14 protein-coding genes and 1 riboswitch are annotated in these 16561 nt (G+C 63.8%); of the genes, 13 read left to right on the forward strand and 1 reads right to left on the reverse strand.

Annotated features, from left to right (window positions below; all coding sequences use genetic code 11):
* Nucleotides 1-38 precede the first annotated feature (38 nt).
* From ACUSIJ_RS27445 to ACUSIJ_RS27495, 11 genes are all read left to right on the forward strand, one after another.
* Entirely contained in the window at nt 39-1013 is a 975-nt protein-coding gene (locus tag ACUSIJ_RS27445) for a Bug family tripartite tricarboxylate transporter substrate binding protein (RefSeq protein ID WP_449311602.1), read from the forward strand.
* On the forward strand, nt 1010-1549 hold the full coding sequence (locus tag ACUSIJ_RS27450) for a tripartite tricarboxylate transporter TctB family protein (protein WP_449311603.1): 540 nt from the start codon (nt 1010-1012) through the stop codon (nt 1547-1549). Before ACUSIJ_RS27445 ends, ACUSIJ_RS27450 begins: the two co-directional genes overlap by 4 nt.
* A gap of 7 nt (nt 1550-1556) precedes the next feature.
* Entirely contained in the window at nt 1557-3059 is a 1503-nt protein-coding gene (locus ACUSIJ_RS27455) for a tripartite tricarboxylate transporter permease (protein WP_449311604.1), read from the forward strand.
* A gap of 107 nt (nt 3060-3166) precedes the next feature.
* Complete coding sequence (locus ACUSIJ_RS27460; protein WP_449311605.1) at nt 3167-4327, forward strand: mandelate racemase/muconate lactonizing enzyme family protein; 1161 nt, start codon at nt 3167-3169, stop codon at nt 4325-4327.
* 14 nt (nt 4328-4341) lie between these two features.
* A complete protein-coding gene (locus tag ACUSIJ_RS27465; protein ID WP_449311606.1) occupies nt 4342-5481 on the forward strand; it encodes a M24 family metallopeptidase in 1140 nt (379 codons plus the stop codon).
* 15 nt (nt 5482-5496) lie between these two features.
* Nucleotides 5497-6585, forward strand: a complete 1089-nt coding sequence (locus ACUSIJ_RS27470) for a hypothetical protein (RefSeq protein ID WP_449311607.1) — start codon at nt 5497-5499, stop codon at nt 6583-6585.
* Between the two features lie 19 nt (nt 6586-6604).
* Nucleotides 6605-7684, forward strand: a complete 1080-nt coding sequence (locus ACUSIJ_RS27475; RefSeq protein WP_449311608.1) for an NAD/NADP octopine/nopaline dehydrogenase family protein — start codon at nt 6605-6607, stop codon at nt 7682-7684.
* Between the two features lie 291 nt (nt 7685-7975).
* A riboswitch (glycine riboswitch) is annotated at nt 7976-8064 on the forward strand.
* Nucleotides 8065-8215: 151 nt separating this feature from the next.
* Nucleotides 8216-9316 carry a glycine cleavage system aminomethyltransferase GcvT gene (gcvT, locus tag ACUSIJ_RS27480; protein ID WP_449311609.1) on the forward strand — a complete coding sequence of 367 codons (1101 nt, stop codon included), beginning with the start codon at nt 8216-8218 and terminating at the stop codon, nt 9314-9316.
* A gap of 5 nt (nt 9317-9321) precedes the next feature.
* On the forward strand, nt 9322-9690 hold the full coding sequence (gcvH, locus tag ACUSIJ_RS27485) for a glycine cleavage system protein GcvH (RefSeq protein WP_449311610.1): 369 nt from the start codon (nt 9322-9324) through the stop codon (nt 9688-9690).
* Between the two features lie 12 nt (nt 9691-9702).
* Entirely contained in the window at nt 9703-12513 is a 2811-nt protein-coding gene (gene gcvP, locus ACUSIJ_RS27490) for an aminomethyl-transferring glycine dehydrogenase (RefSeq protein ID WP_449311611.1), read from the forward strand.
* A 284-nt stretch (nt 12514-12797) separates the two neighbouring features.
* A complete protein-coding gene (locus ACUSIJ_RS27495) occupies nt 12798-13937 on the forward strand; it encodes an alpha-hydroxy acid oxidase (protein ID WP_449311612.1) in 1140 nt (379 codons plus the stop codon).
* 90 nt (nt 13938-14027) lie between these two features.
* On the opposite strand, the gene ACUSIJ_RS27500 is transcribed toward ACUSIJ_RS27495, so the two are convergent.
* Entirely contained in the window at nt 14028-14237 is a 210-nt protein-coding gene (locus ACUSIJ_RS27500) for a hypothetical protein (protein WP_449311615.1), read from the reverse strand.
* 12 nt (nt 14238-14249) lie between these two features.
* Here ACUSIJ_RS27500 and ACUSIJ_RS27505 point away from each other — a divergent pair, with 12 nt between their 5' ends.
* A complete protein-coding gene (locus ACUSIJ_RS27505; RefSeq protein WP_449311614.1) occupies nt 14250-15272 on the forward strand; it encodes a metal-dependent hydrolase family protein in 1023 nt (340 codons plus the stop codon).
* 20 nt (nt 15273-15292) lie between these two features.
* Complete coding sequence (locus ACUSIJ_RS27510; protein ID WP_449311613.1) at nt 15293-16429, forward strand: iron-containing alcohol dehydrogenase; 1137 nt, start codon at nt 15293-15295, stop codon at nt 16427-16429.
* Nucleotides 16430-16561: the final 132 nt, after the last annotated feature.

The raw sequence follows: 16561 nt of genomic DNA on the forward strand, positions 1-16561 counted from the left end.
ACAAAATTAATCATTACCAGAGGCAAGGGGACACAGAAATGAGGCTAAGACATTTCGCTGCTATCATTCTCTCCGGGATCGCTCTCTCTCTGACGCTCTCCGTCGCCGCCGCCAGCAGCTTCCCGACCAAGCCGGTAACGCTGGTCGTGCCATGGCCGGCCGGCGGTGGTAGCGACATCCTGATGCGGATGATTGCCCAGAAAGCATCCGGCGTACTCGGCCAGCCGGTCGTGGTAGTGAACCAGCCGGGCGCCGGCGGCTCGCTCGCTCTGCGCGAGGTGGCTGAAGGCGACAAGTCCGGTCATACGTTCTCGATGATCGCGACGGGCTTCATTGCCGAGCAGTACGGCAATCCAAACGCCCCGGCTCTGGATCAGTTCAAGATCCTGGCATTTGTTGGTACCGACCCGGCAATTCTGGCTGCGCGGGCCGACACGGGAATCAAATCGCTCGATGCTCTCGTGGCAAAGGCCAAGGAGGCGCCGGGCAAGTTGCGCAACGCCAACGACCAGCCGGGCGGCACGTCCTATGTCGCCGCCTCGCTCATGGAGGCACGGCTCGGCATCGATCTCACCCTGGTGCCCTATGCCGGCTCGGCGCCGGTGGTCCAGGCGATTCTGGCCGGGGAGACCCAGACGGCCACGCCATCGGTCACCGACCTTGCGGCCCAGCACAAGACCGGCGACGTGATCATCCTGGCGGTGGCCGGCGCAGAGCGGCATTTCATGGCGACCGATGTCCCGACCTTTACCGAGCAGGGCTATCCCCTGGTGACGGGCACCATCCGCGCGCTGGTAGCGCCCGCCGACGTCGACCCCGAAGCCGCCGCTGCCCTGGAGAAGACCCTGCTGTCCGTTCTCAATGACGATGGCTTCCAGAAGATCGCCCGCGAGGCCGGCTTCACGATTACCCCGATGGGGTCCGCCCATGCGACGGCCTTTCTGAAGGGTCTGGATGCCGAGATGTACCCGGTTCTTCATGAGGCCGGGCTCGTGAAGGTTCGTCAGAAGTGAGCGTCGAGCAATACGAGAGTGTTACCGGGCGGGAGGAGAGCGCGGTAACACAGCCTGCAGCCACGGAGCTTGTCGCAGGTGCCGTTTTTGTCGCGATTGCGATTATCGCTGCCCGGAGCCTGCTGACCGACCCCTATCTGGAACTCGGGAAAGTCGGCAACGACCCCGGCCCGGCTTTCATCCCCTGGATCGGCACCTGGGTGATCGGACTTGGCGGCGTCGCGCAGCTGATCTGGACCTTGCTGCGGGCCCGGAAAGCGGGAGGGATGCGCACGACGGGGGAGTTCGTCGGCGCGAAGCTGTGGCTGCCGACGCTCCTCGTTCTCTCGCTGATAGGATATCAGGTGGCCATGCGTCCACTCGGGTTCGTTACCGCGAGCATCGCCTTTGCCATTCCCTGGGTCGCCATCATCCACTGGCGGTCGGGCGGCGTCTTCACGCGGCGTCATATCCTGCAATTGCCCCTCGAAGCCATGCTGATCGTCGCCAGCATCTATCTCGTGTTCAGCTACGGCATCAACGTGCCATTCCCGTGAGCGTCAAATGACCGAATTGCTGCATGCCGCTATCACGATATTGACCGACCCGGGTACCATGGCGCTGGCCGTGATAGCGACCCTCATCGGCATCATACTCGGCGCCCTTCCCGGGATCAGCTCCACCATGACGCTGGCGGTCCTGCTGCCGTTCTCCTTCTCGATGCAGCCCGGCAATGCGATGGTGTTTCTGCTGGGCGCCTTTTACGGGAGCGCCTGGGGAGGGTCGATATCAGCCATCCTGATCAACATCCCCGGGACACCGGGATCGATGCTCACGCAGCTCGACGGGTATCCGCTCGCCAGGCGCGGCCAGGCCGGCATCGCCCTGACATATGCCCTCCTGGCGTCGACCTTCGGCGGGGTGGTGGGATGGCTCGGCCTCGTCATTTTCGCGCCGACCCTGGCGCGGGCCGGATTTGCGTTCCAGAGCCCCGAGTTCGCCGTGCTCATGGTGTTCGGGCTGTCGATGCTGGCCTATGCCTCTCCGGGCTCGACCTTCCTGGGGATCCTGTCAGGCATGCTCGGCCTACTCATGGGCACGGTCGGGCTGGACATGATCACCAACCTTTCACGTTTCGATTTTGGCATTTCAAGGCTTCAGGCCGGCATCAACATCATTCCGTTTGCCGTGGGCATCTTCGGCCTGACCGAAATTCTCCGGCTGCTCGAACAACCCATCGTCACCGAGAAGGCCACGACCCAGATCGGAGGCATATGGCCCAGGTTCAGGGATGTCATCCGGACCTGGGCAACGGCAGTGCGGTCCGCAATCGTCGGCCTCATCGTCGGGATCATCCCCGCCGCCGGCTCGGCCGTCGCCGTGTCCATGTCGTATGCCCAGGAGAAGAAGCTTTACGAGAAGAGGGAAAAGTTCGGCGATGGCAATCCCAGGGGTATCGTCGCCGCCGAGACGGGAAACAACGCCGCCGTCGGCGGTGCCCTCGTGCCGCTGCTGACGCTGGGCCTTCCCGGCGATACAATGACGGCAGTCCTTGTGGGTGCGCTGCTCGTCCACGGCCTGCAGCCCGGGCCGCAACTGTTCACCAACCATCCCGACTTCATCGCGACGATCTATGTCGCGCTGGGGCTGACCATCATCCTGACGTTCGTCCTGTCTCTGGCGCTGACGCGCATGTTTGCCCGGCTGCTGTCGGCGCCCCCGCGCGTGCTCTACGTCAGCATCCTCGTGCTGTGCGTGACCGGCTCGTTCGCGGTGCAGAACGCACTGTTCGACGTATTGCTGATGATCTTCTTCGGGGCGCTCGGCTACCTCATGCTCAAGATCGGCATCCCCACGGCTCCGATGATGTTCGGCCTCGTCCTGGGCCCGCTGCTCGAAGAGAACCTGCGCCGTACGCTGATCGTCTACGGCGACTGGGCCGTGTTCCTGCAGCGGCCGATCACCATTGTCATGCTCGCGATCACCGCGGTCGTCCTGTTGCTTCCGTTCTTCGGCACGGTCCGCGAGCGCCTCGCCCGCGCCGCTCTGGAAGCGGGCCCGGATTGACGGACAAAGCCGGGCGGGACAACAGGAGAGCCCCCCTATGCGTCCCGGCAAGGGCTTGACTTGTCCGAAAATGTGATCACAATATGAAATCACATAAGGAGGAAACTGTGGTATCCATATCCTCGATCGAAACGCGCCTCGTGCGGCTGCCGACCCGACGGGTTCATAAATGGACGGGCCTGACCGAGCCCATCGGCCAGTATCTCTTGGTCAAGATCACGGGCAACGACGGGACAGTGGGCTGGGGCGAGGCGCCGGCGCTCAAGGATTGGGGCGGGGAGTTCGGCCGCTATTTCGGCGAGAGCACCGCCATCGTCGATCTGGTGATTTCGCGCTATCTCGCGCCCGCCGTCCAGGGGCTGGAGATCGGCAATCCCGCAACCCTCCACAAGCGCATGGATGCCGTCATCAAGGGCTATCCTTACGCGAAGGCGGCAGTCGATTTCGCCTATTACGACCTAACCGGAAAAGTTCTTGGCGTGCCGGTTCACATATTGCTTGGCGGCAAACTCCGGGAGACTGTGCCGGTGACGCATTCCATAGGCCTGCTCGATATCGAGGAAGCGGTCAAGGAAGTTGGACAGGTCGTCCGTGACGGCATTCGCACCATCAAGATCAAGGTAGGGATCGATCCTGACAGAGACGTGGCTATCGTCGAAGCCATTCGGCGCGAGGTCGGCCCGGATATTGCCCTCTGCGTGGACGCCAACGAAGGCTATGCCACGCCGGGGCAGGCGATCCAGACCGTGCGCCGCATGCAGGACGTCGGCTTGATCTATGTGGAGCAGCCTACCATGGGCATCGAGCGGATCGCACGCGTGGCGCGGTCGATCGATGTGCCGGTGATGGCCGATGAATCGGCCTGGAACGCGCACGACGTGGTGCAGATCATCGCGCAGGATGCGGCGCAGATCGTCTCAATATACACCACCAAGCCGGGCGGGCTCTACAAGGCCATGCAGGTCTCCGCCGTCTGTCATGCGGCCGGCATCGTCTGCAATGTCAACGGTTCCGTGGAAACGGGCGTCGGCAATCTGGCCAATGTGCATCTCGCCGCGGCCGCGCCTGCGGTCACGCTGTCCAGCGTCATTCCGGTCTCAATGCCGGCCGAGCATCAGAATGGCCGCATCGGCGGCATTTACTACGCCGACGATCTGCTGGCCGAACCCATGGTCTTTCAGCATGGCGGCATTCGCGTCCCTGACGGTCCCGGCATGGGAATTTCCGTCGATGAGGCCAAGGTCGAGAAATACGCTGTCACACTTTGAGACGAGTCCGCCCCATGCGCAAAACCATTGTCGACAAGATCACCCGCGTTCTGCAGGCCGAAGGACTGGACGCCGTCGTCACGTCATCGCCGGAGAATTTCGCCTACCTCACGGGTTTCGTCGTGCCGACGCAGCCTCTCATCCGCCACCGCCACGCCATGGCGATCCTGACGGCCGACGGCCGGGAAAGCCTTTTCGGCGTGGACATGGAGGCGACAACGATCGCGAGCAACGCGCCCGAAACACCGCTCACAGTATGGCGGGAGTTCCACGATGACCCGATGGCCGTTCTCGCGGGCGCCCTGCAGGACGCGGGACTTGGTGAGGCGGCGATCGGCCTCGAGATGGACTATCTGCCTGCCGGAGCCTTCGCGCGGCTTGCGGCTCACATGCCGAAAGCCCGGTTTGTCCCGTTCGAGCTCCAGCTATCCCGTGCCCGCCAGATCAAGACGGAAGAAGAGGTCGCACTGATCCATCGCCTGTCGCGGATTGCGGATCAAGCCATCGCCGACAGTTTCGCCGCGGTCCGCGCCGGTGATTCCGAGCTCGATATTGCAGCGGTCCTCACCCGCCGCATCTACGAGCTTGGGGCGGAAAACTTCAAGCTGCTGATCGTGGCGACCGGCGAGCGCAGCCAGTTGCCCAACGTCGGCCCCAGCAGCCGCAGGCTCCAGCCGAGGGATGTCTGCCGCGTCGAGATATTCTCGGTTATCGGCGGGTATCAGGCGGGCGTCTGCCGCACGGCCTATGTCGAGGAACCGCCCGCGATGGCCGAGGAAATCTGGGACCTGATGGTGGAGTGCAAGTACGCCATCCTCGACCGGATCAGGCCCGGCGCGAGCTGTCTCGCGATCTACAACGATTTCATTTCCCGCCTCGAGAAGATGAAGCTGCCGCCGATCTCCTTTGTCGGACACGGGATCGGGCTTCACCTCCATGAAGATCCCTACCTCGGCGCCACCCCCATTCTCGGGCATCCCGGCAAGGACGCCGTGGTCGAGGAAGACATGGTGCTCGGTTTCGAGCCGTTATGCTACCGCACCGGTTACGGGTTCGGCGTGCAGAACAAGGACGTGCTGCATGTGACCGCCAGCGGCTCGGTCCTGCTCTCGGATTACACCGACACCGATCGGCTAATCCGCATAGACGCCTGATAAGGGAGAGGTTCGATGTCAGACCGCGCGGAATACCCCTGCGACATCCTCGTTTCCGGCACCGGCTACTACGCCGAGATCATGCTGGCGGACCTCGCGGCCATGGCCAGGACCGCGTTGTCCGTGGTCATCGCCGGGAGGAACAGGGAAAGGATGACATGGCTCGTCGAGGCCTGCCGTGCCCGCGCGGCCAATTTCGGCACCCTGGTGTCGTTCTCCAGCGCCTCGCTCGATTCAACCTCTTCCGCCTCGATCGCCGAAACGTTGGCGTCGATAAGGTCCCGTGTCGTCGTCCAGTCTGCTTCGGCCCAGTCGCCGTGGCGCGTCGACAACGACGAGAGTGACTGGGCGCGCCTCGTGGCAAGGGCGGGGTTCGGCCTGACGATCGCCTTCAACTCGCTGCTGTCGTTTCGGACGGCGAGCGCGATGAAGAGTCTCGAACTGGACAGCCACTTCGTCAATACCTGCTATCCTGACGGTGTAAACCAGGTGCTGGCCCAGGCACGACTTCCGGTCACAACGGGAGTGGGCAATATCGCCATCTTCTCGGCCGTCATCGGCGGCCGCCTCCCGATTGAGCAGCGGAGACATCTGCGCGTTCTGGCGCATCACCGCCACATCGTGGAATGGCGCAAGCCGCCCGCCGAGCGCGCCGGCGCTCCCGTCCGCGCATGGGTCGGCGATCGGGAGATACCCGACGTCAACGGCATGACCGGTGACATCCAGCTCCCGCATCGCGAACTCAACATGATTTCGGCCGCCAACGCCGTGCCGGTTCTCCTCGCATTGGCCGGTGAAGGGGCACGGCGCATGCACGTTCCCGGGCCGGGCGGGCGTTCGGGCGGCTATCCCGTGATTGCCGATACGACCGGTGTCGTCCTCGATCTGCCGCCCGGGATGACGGAGGAAGAGGCCCTGGCCTGGAATGCGCAGTTCGAGGAGGCCGATGGTGTGTTTGTCCGTGACGGGCACGTGATCTATCCCGATCGGGTGCGTGAGCTTCTGGCTTCATACAGCCCCGAACTGGCGAAGGGTTTCCGGGTCATCGATGTCGAGGAGGCTGCCGCAGCCCTCGACGAACTGCGCAGCAGGCTGGCCGCCTGACCGATCGGGAGAGAATGCAATGAGAGTGGCCGTAATCGGCGCAGGCAATGGCGGTGCCGCGGCAGTTGTCGAACTGACCCTGGCAGGGCATGAGGTGGCCTTGCACGGTCGTTCGCAGGCGACCGTCGAGCCCTTCCTCGCAAACGGAATCGCCTATCAGGGTGTATTTGGCGAAGGCCGTATCTTTCCCGCCCTCGTCACCACCGACATGGCGGCGGCGATCAGGGATGCGGATGCAGTCGTCGTGGCGCTTCCCACTTTCGCTCTGGCTACCGTTGCCGAAGCGCTTCACAAGGCCGGCTGGGATACCGCTCGTCCCGTGGTCCTCAACCCGGGGCACACGGGCGGCGCTCTGGAGTTCGAGACGGCGTACCGCGCGCATCAGGATGTCGTGCCGCCGGTCGCCGAGCTGGCGACCCTGGCTTATGTGGCGCGAAAGTTTGCGCCGGATACCGTCAACATCACCGGCCGGGCGAAGAGATTGCGCGCCGCCGCTCTCAAGGGCGGGGAGGCAGCGCTGGAGGCAGCCCTCGCGCTGTTCCCCGGCAGCTACGACTGCGGCGATGTGATCGCGTCCGATCTCTGCAACGTCAATATGGTGGTCCATCCGCCGGGCGCTATCCTCGGCGTGGCGTGGGTCGAGGCGACCGGCGGCGACTTCACCTTCTATGTGCAGGGCCTCACCGACGGCGTCGTAAGAGTGATGGAGGAACTCGACCGGGAGCGTATGGCCGTAGGCCGCGCCTTCGGTCTCGACCTGCCGACGATCATCGAGGAAATGAAGGCCATCGGCACCGTGCCCGCGGATGCCGTCGGCAGCGACTATCGTGCGATCGCAGCTGGCGAGGCTAACAGGCGGATCAAAGCTCCGGACTCTCTCACGCATCGCTACTATGTGGAGGATTTCGGCCACGGGCTCACGCCGTTTCTTGTCTACGCGGTGATTGCCGGCGTCGCGACGCCGACTGCCGCGGCGCTGTCGGCTCTTCACGCCACCATGACGGCGAACCTGCCCAAGCCCCCGCCGCGCGATGCCCGAGCCATGGGGCTCACGGGAGCCACGGTCGATTCACTCCTGCGCCGCGCCCGCCCCGCCTGATTGCGGCCTGCCGGGCACTGATCGCGATGTATCGTGAAACAGTCTCCCCGGGGCCCGACCCCTCGGAAATTCCCGGTATAGGTTATCCATTGAACCTCAAGCACCATTCTTCTCTATCTCTTTGTGTGCACAGCGGAATTACCCGGAAACGGCTCCCCTCCTGTGGTTCCCCCCCGGGGCCGCCCCCCCCCCCCCCCGGGGGGTTCGATGCCCGGACCATCTCGCAGTTTTGACAGGTGACAAGGTATGGGGATTGGGCTATGACATTCGCGTCAAGGGCTGATCAGGCTTGGCCTGTTTGCGGGAGAGAACAGCATCCAAGCTGTCGCCGAAGGGGAAATCGCCCGAAATCTCTCAGGCAAAAGAACCGTAGACGGGATGACACTCTGGAAAGTCGGGGCTTCGTCGCCCCGCGCCGAAGGTGTAAGTGCGGCTGGAGTGATCCGGCGGTGCGAGTCTCTCAGGCTTCAGACAGAGGGGCACGAAATGGCCGCATCGAGCGTGCCAGTTGCGTGTTATTCTGGAGAAGTCATGACGGGCCCTGACGAGAAAACCTTACCCTTGGCAGATTTGCATCGACAGGCAGGAGCGCGCTTCGGCGCTTTTGCGGGCTGGTCCATGCCGCTGACCTATCCGGCCGGCGTCATGAAGGAGCATCAGCACACCCGTGAGCATGCGGGACTGTTCGACATCTCGCATATGAGACTGTTCGAACTCTCCGGCCCCGATGCCGGTGCGCTGCTTGACCGGGCCTGCCCCCTCGATGCAGCGGCGTTGCCGAGACTGCAATCCAAATATTCCTTCCTGCTCAACGATGCCGCCGGAATCCTCGATGACGTGATCGTCACGCGGCTCGCCGGCGAGCGTTTCATGCTGGTGGCCAACGCCGGCAACGCCGCCGCCGACGAGGCGCATCTGCGCAGGCTGGCAGAGGGGTTCGACATCACGATCACGCCGCTCGACCGCGTCTTCCTCGCTCTGCAGGGGCCTGAAGCCGAGGCCGCGCTCAACGGAGCCGGGATAGACACCGGCGAGCTTATCTTCATGCACGGTATCGAGCCGCGCGCCAACTGGTTCCTGACCCGCTCCGGCTACACCGGCGAGGATGGCTTCGAAATTGCGCTGCCGGTTACGGACGCACGCGAGTTGCTGGAGAAGCTGCTCGCCGAGGAGCGGGTGTGGTGGGTCGGCCTCGCCGCCCGCGACAGCCTGCGCCTCGAAGCCGGCCTGTGCCTGCACGGCAACGACATCAGGCCTGACATCAATCCGGTCGACGCCGGCCTGATGTGGGCGGTGCCAAAGAGCGTGCGCGCCAGCGGCAACTTCGTCGGCGCCGATGCCCTGCGGGCGTGGATTTCGCGCGGTGCGGTCAACAAGCGCGTCGGCCTCAAGGCTGCAGGCCGTCAGCCGCTGCGGGCCGGCACGGCATTGTTTGACGGGGATGGCGATGCCGCTGGTCATATCACCTCGGGCGGCTTCGGACCCTCGGTCGGTCATCCGGTCGCCATGGGCTATGTGCCCGCCTCCCTGGCGGCCATCGGAACCAGGTTGTACGCTGAAGTTCGTGGCACTAGGCTGCCTGTCGACGTGCATGCCCTGCCCTTCACCCCGCATCGCTACCGCAAAGGATGATCTCGATGGCAACGACCTATTACACCGAAGACCATGAATGGTTGCGCGTCGAAGGCGAGGTCGCCACCGTCGGCATCACCGATTATGCGCAGGACCAGCTTGGCGACCTCGTCTTCGTCGAGCTTCCCGAAGTGGGCAGAGGCCTGACCAAGGGTGACGTGACCGTCGTCGTGGAATCGGTCAAGGCTGCGTCCGACGTCTATGCACCGGTCGACGGCGAGGTAACCGAGATCAATCCAACCGTCACGTCCGATCCGTCGCTGGTCAATTCCGCCGCGACCGGTGATGGCTGGCTGTGGAAGATGACGCTTTCCGACAGGAGCCAGCTCGACGGCCTCATGGATGAGGCGGCCTACAATGCGCACATAGGCTGACAGGGAAACAGGATGACCACGGCCCCCTACGCTTTCGCGGATCGCCACATCGGCCCCGGCGACGACGATATACGCGCCATGCTCGCTCGGATCGGTGTTCCCTCAGTCCAGGCACTGATCGATCAGGCGGTTCCGAAATCGATTATGCTCGGCCGTCCGCTCGATCTGCCGGCACCGGCCACCGAGGCGGAGGCGCTCGCCGAACTTTCAGCCACCATGTCACGCAATACGGTGATGAAAAGCTTCATCGGCACGGGCTACCACGGCGTGCAGGTTCCTCCCGTCATCCAGCGCAACATGTTCGAGAACCCGGCCTGGTACACGGCCTATACGCCTTATCAGGCGGAGATCAGCCAGGGCCGCCTGGAGATGCTGTTCCATTTCCAGACGCTCGTGACCGAGCTGACTGGCCTGCCGGTCGCCTCCGCGTCACTGCTGGACGAGGCCACCGCCGCCGCCGAAGCGGTGGGTATCGCCATGCGCCACCATCGCGACAAGCGCAACAAAGTGGCGCTTGTCGGCGCACCGCTGCCGCAGACGCTCGACGTGCTGCACACGCGCGCCGAGCCGCTCGGCATCGAGATCGGCGGCGACGCGGTCGACGAGAATACGGTCGCTCTGATCGTGTCCTGGCCGGATGCCAATGGCGTCTATGGCGACCATGCAGCAGCCATCGAGCAGGCGAAAGCCGTCGGCGCACTGGTCGTCTTCATCGCCGATCCGCTTGCGCTGACGGTGACCGGCGCACCCGCGAGCCTTGGCGCCGACATCGCCGTCGGTTCCATGCAGCGCTTCGGCGTGCCGATGGGCTTCGGCGGACCGCACGCGGCCTATTGCGCGGTGTCCGACAAGCTCACCCGGCTGATGCCCGGCCGTCTCGTCGGCCAGTCGGTCGATGCGCATGGCCGCCCCGGCTACCGCCTCGCCCTGCAGACGCGCGAGCAGCACATCCGCCGCGACAAGGCCACCTCCAACATCTGCACCGCCCAGGCCCTGCTCGCCAACATGGCGACGGCATTTGCCATCTGGCACGGTCCGGCGGGGCTGCAGGCCATCGCGTCGCGCATCCATGCGCTGGCCAACGGGCTGGCCGAGGGGCTGACCACCGCCGGCATCAAGGTGCCGGGCAACAGTCGTTTCGATACGGTGACGGCACAGGTGCAGGGCAAGGCCGAAGCCATCGCCGCCGAAGCCGAAAAGGACGGCAGGATTCTGCGCGTCATCGACGCCGATCATATCGGCGTCGCCTTCGACGAGACCTCGACCGAGGCCGACCTCACGGCCATTGCCTCCCTTTTCGGAGCCACGGCCAGGCCTTCCGCCAACTCTAGCCTGCCCGGAAAGCGGCGTGGCAGGGAGTTCCTGACCCAGCCCGTGTTCCACGAGAACCGCTCCGAGACCGACATGATGCGCTTCCTGCGCCGGCTGGCCGACAAGGATCTGGCGCTCGACCGCGCCATGATCCCTCTGGGCTCGTGCACCATGAAGCTCAACGCGGCAGCCGAGATGATGCCGGTGAGCTGGCCCAATCTCGCCAATCTGCACCCCTTCGCGCCCAGGGCGCATTCGGCCGGCATCCGCGCCATGATCGAAGAGCTCGAAGGCTGGCTCGCCGAGATCACCGGCTTCGATGCAGTGACACTGCAACCCAACGCCGGCAGCCAGGGCGAATATGCCGGCCTACTTGCCATCCGCGGCTATCACAAGGCGCGCGGCGAGGGTCACCGCAATGTCTGCCTGATCCCCTCCTCGGCCCACGGCACCAACCCGGCCAGCGCCGCGATGGCGGGCATGAGCGTCGTGGTGGTGCGCTGCACCGATGACGGCAACATCGACATCGACGATCTGAAGGCCAAGGCCGGGCAGCACAGCGCCAGTCTGGCGGCGCTGATGTTCACCTATCCCTCCACGCATGGCGTGTTCGAGGAAGGCGCCAAGGACATCTGCGCCATCGTGCACGAACACGGTGGGCAGGTCTATTTCGACGGCGCCAACCTCAACGCACTGGTCGGCCTTGCCCGTCCGGGCGACATCGGCGCCGACGTTTGTCATATGAACCTTCACAAGACCTTCTGTATCCCGCACGGCGGCGGTGGTCCGGGCGTCGGTCCGATCGGCGTCAAGTCGCACCTTGCACCGCATTTGCCCGGCCATGTCGCGGAAGGTTCGAACCACGCCGTGTCCGCGGCCCCGTTCGGCAGCGCGTCGATCCTGCCCATCACCTGGATGTATATCCGCATGATGGGGCCGGAAGGCCTGAAAAAGGCCACCGAGATCGCCATCCTGTCGGCCAACTATCTGGTGGCGCGGCTGGGCAACCACTATTCGGTGCTTTACCGGGGCCGTGGTGGACGTGTGGCGCATGAGTGCATCCTCGATACGCGCGTGCTCAAGGACCGCTCCGGCATCGCCGTGGATGACATCGCCAAGCGACTGATCGATTACGGCTTCCACGCGCCGACCATGTCGTTCCCGGTTCCCGGCACGCTGATGGTGGAGCCGACGGAATCCGAGCCGAAGAGCGAGATCGACCGCCTGTGCGAGGCGCTGGTCGCCATCGCCGAAGAGGCGGAGAAGGTCAAAAGGGGCGAATGGCCGGAGGACGACAACCCGCTGGTCAACGCACCGCACACGGCAGCGGAGACGCTGGTCGGCGACTGGACGCATCCCTACTCGCGCATGACAGCCGCCTACCCGGCCGGCAATGCCGACACGACGGTGAAGTACTGGCCGCCGGTATCGCGCATCGATAACGTCGCAGGCGATCGCAACTTGATCTGCTCCTGTCCGCCAGTGTCGACCTACGACGATGCGGCGGAGTGAGCGCAGACGCCTCCAGCGTATGCCGCCGGGCGTTGCCATGCCGGCATACGGGTCTGCATCAGAAACTGGATGACATCACGAAACCCGCCGCCATGCTGCCCGCATCGGAAGCGAAGATCGCTTTTCATAAACTGCCGCAGAGCGTGGACAGCCACCAACATCAAACCCGTCGGGTATAGGGATCATCTTGCTTGACCTGCAAATGTGAGCACCCGCGCGGATCGGCTTGACACGCACTTATTGTGATGACAGTTTGTGATCATAAATTAAATGAGGCTACCGACATGCCCGCCCCAGCGCCCGTGAATATCGAAGACTATCGAGCGAGAGCGCGAACGGTCTTGCCACGCATGCTTTATGATTTCGTCGACGGTGGCGCGCTCGATGAACTGACCCGATCACAAAATTCGTCCGGCTTCCAGTCCTGGTGGCTGAAAGGCCGCAGCTTCCGATCATCGAGCGATATCGATACCGGCGTATCTCTTTTCGGCACACAGTGTTCCATGCCCCTTCTGATTGCACCGACCGGCGCGAGCGGGTTGTTATGGCCACAGGGCGAGCAGGCCACGGCGGCCGCTGCCGCATCGCGTGGCATCGTCATGCAAGTCAGCGCTGGGTCTCTGGCGACCATGGAGGAGATCGCATCCGCCGCCAGCGGGCCGAAATGGCTGCAGCTGTTCCTCTACAAGGATCGCGGCCTGACGCTGGAATTCCTGCAGCGTGCCAAGGCAGCCGGCTATCTGGCGATCTGCGTCACCACGGACTGTCCCGTACATGGCCGCCGGGAGCGGGATCTGCGCAACGGCTTCACCATCAACCAGCGGCTCGGGGTTTCCACGATCGTAGACGCGGCGCTGCACTGGCGGTGGTGGTGGCGCATGGCCGGCAGCCGACGCTTCTCCATGCGCAACTTCGAGGGCCGGGCAACGGGCGGCATGAGCGACATGGCGGCCTACATCGCCAGCGTCCTCGATCCATCGATAACGTGGGACGATCTTTCCTGGCTCCGGGACAATTGGGACGGTCCGCTCGTGGTCAAGGGCGTTTCTGATCCCGACGACGCCGAGGAGGCGATCGCACGGGGGGCAGACGCCATTCAGATATCGAACCACGGCGGCCGACAGCTGGACAGCACTGTCGCCAGCATCGATGCCTTGCCCGATGTAGCCGATCGGGTCGCGGGACGGGTTCCAGTCCTGCTGGACGGAGGCGTGAAGCGCGGCACGGAAATCCTCAAGGCGCTGGCGCTGGGCGCGACCGCCTGCGTCATCGGCCGCAGCCATCTGTGGGGCCTTGCGGTCAATGGCCAGGCCGGAGTGGAGGACGTCATCGACATCATCCACGCCGAAATGGTCAACGCCATGATGATCGGCGGATGGGTATCGCTGGACAAGCTCGACCGGTCGTCGGTCCGGCGGGTCTGATACAGGCCCGTCCGGGAATCCTCGCCCCGAGCCGGAACGAGGAAACAGTATCGGAAGGCTTTGCCCGACGCGATTTAATCCACTTACCAGTCATGAGGACGAGGGGTTATGACGGACCTGCTTCTGAAAAACGCCAATGTCCTGGATGTCGTCGCCGGCACCCTGATCAGCGAGCACGATGTCCTCGTCTCGGACGGCCGCATAGTGGATATCGACCGCAACATCGGCCATGCCACTGCGCGACAGATCGATCTTGCCGGCCGAACGCTGATGCCCGGGTTGTGCGATGCGCATGTCCATGTCGCGGCTCCGATGAACTCCTTCGCCGAGCTCGAGCGGCTGCCTCCATCCTACGTCGCCGCTCGCAGCGCCCCGGTTCTGGAGGGAATGCTGCAGCGCGGGTTCACGACGGTGCGTGACGGTGGCGGTGCCGATTTCGGCTTTGCACGTGCGATCGAGGAGGGCTTCATCCGGGGGCCGCGGCTGCTATACTGCGGCAAGGCGCTTTCGCAGACCGGCGGGCATGGCGACATGCGACAGGTCGGGCAGACGACTGCCGACCCCCATCCCTACGTGCCCGGACTTGGCAGGATCTGTGACGGGGTGGACGCCGTAAGGCGCGGCGCACGGGAAGAGATCCGTCGCGGGGCGCACCATATCAAGCTGATGGTCGGCGGCGGCATCGCCTCCCCGTCCGATCCCATCGATCAAGACCAGTATTCGGAGGACGAGATTCGCGCAGCCGTCCAGGAAGCCGAATGCGCCAATCGATACGTCATGGTTCATGCCTACACGAACCGCTCCGTGACCCGCGCGGTGAGATGTGGCGCCCGATCCATCGAACACGCCAACTTTCTCGACGACGCAACGGCGCAGCTGATCCTCGAACACGGGGCCCATGTCGTTCCGACCCTGGCGATTTTTCACTGCATGGTGCAAGCAGGGCGAGATCTCGGCATATCCGAGCGGGTCCTGGGCACGAACAAGGAGATGCTGGAGCTTGGAATGCGCGCGCTGGAAGTCGCGCGTCGTCATGGGCTTCCCCTCGCCTTTGGCACGGACCTCAGCGGCAGACTGCACGATTATCAGTCCATAGAGTTCGCGTTGCGCGCCGATGTGTTTTCGCCGCCGGAACTCGTGCGCCAGGCCACCGTGAATGCAGCCGAGCTTTTCCGTTTGAGTGACCGGATCGGTCGCGTTGCAATCGGCCTGGAGGCCGACCTTATCGCCGTCAACGGAAATCCCCTGCAGCGGATCGATCTGCTCCAGGGCCAGGGGGATTACATCGACCTCATTCTGAAGGGCGGCTTCGTCATCAAAAACAACATCGCTTAGCGCGCCGAAGGAGGTATGTCATGCCAATCATCTCCTACCTGAATCATGTTCGGCTCGATCATGGCGCCCTCAGCGCGCTCGCGGAGGATATGGCATCCATCGGCATCACGCGCCCTCTGATCGTTTCGGACGAAGGCATCAGGAACGCCGGCCATGTCGACCGGGCGATTGCGTATCTGCCCTCTGGAACCTCCTACGCCACCTTTTTCGACACGCCGTCGAATCCGACTGAGGCCGCCGTGAACGAGGCCTTGGTGGTTTATCAAACCGGTGGATGCAACGGCGTTATCGGTATAGGCGGCGGATCGTCTATAGACTTGGCAAAAGCCGTCGCCGTTCTCTCCGCCCATCCCCGGCCGTTACAGCAATACGCCGCGGCTATGGGCGGGCAGTCCCGGATCACTGACAAGACCGCTCCGGTCATTGCCATCCCGACGTCGTCGGGGACAGGCAGCGAGGTCGGACGGGGCGCGGTGATCACGTTCTCCGACGGGCGGAAGCTTGGCGTGATATCGCCGCATGTCATCCCGAAGCGGGCGATTTGCGATCCGGACCTCACGATAACCGCGTCCCCCCTCCAGACGGCAGCCTTCGGCATGGACGCGGTCGTCCATTGCGTCGAATGCTTCATTTCTCCCGTGGACAATCCCGTGGCCGAAGCACTGGCGCTCGACGGGTTTGCCAAGGCGATGAAATATCTGCCGCGTGCCGTTCGGGACGGGTCCGATCGTGAGGCCCGGCGCGAAATGATGATAGCGGCGATGATGGGAGCGATGAGCTTCCAGAAGGGATGTGGCGCGGTGCATGCACTCGCTCACCCGCTAGGCGGATTAAGTGAGCTCGACCTTCATCACGGCACACTCAGCTCAATCCTGCTCCCGCATGTTCTCAGATTTAACGCCGGTGATCCTTCGGTCCCGCCAAAATATCAGAGACTGTTGAGCGTCACTGGCGAGCTGCCCAGCGAGGACTTCGCAGACGTCATGCGTCGGTTTTCGCTGCAGATCGGCATGCCGCAGAGGCTGTCCGAATTGGGAGTGCCGCGCAATCTGTTGTCAAAGACCGCCGCGCTCGCCCCATCCGATCACACCCATGAAACTAACCCCAGACGCGCAACGGAAGCCGATTATCTGAATATTCTGGAAGTGGCATTTTGAACGGCACCATGGGAGTCCCATTACAACCGCCAACAGACAACAACCATCGTCCGACCCACGGGAGGGGAAGGCCGATCCGCGCGGGTTGCCATTCCTGCCGGACTGGAAGTTCGTTTGCGCCCTTTTCCCTGT

Source organism: Pseudochelatococcus sp. B33 (assembly GCF_053570585.1).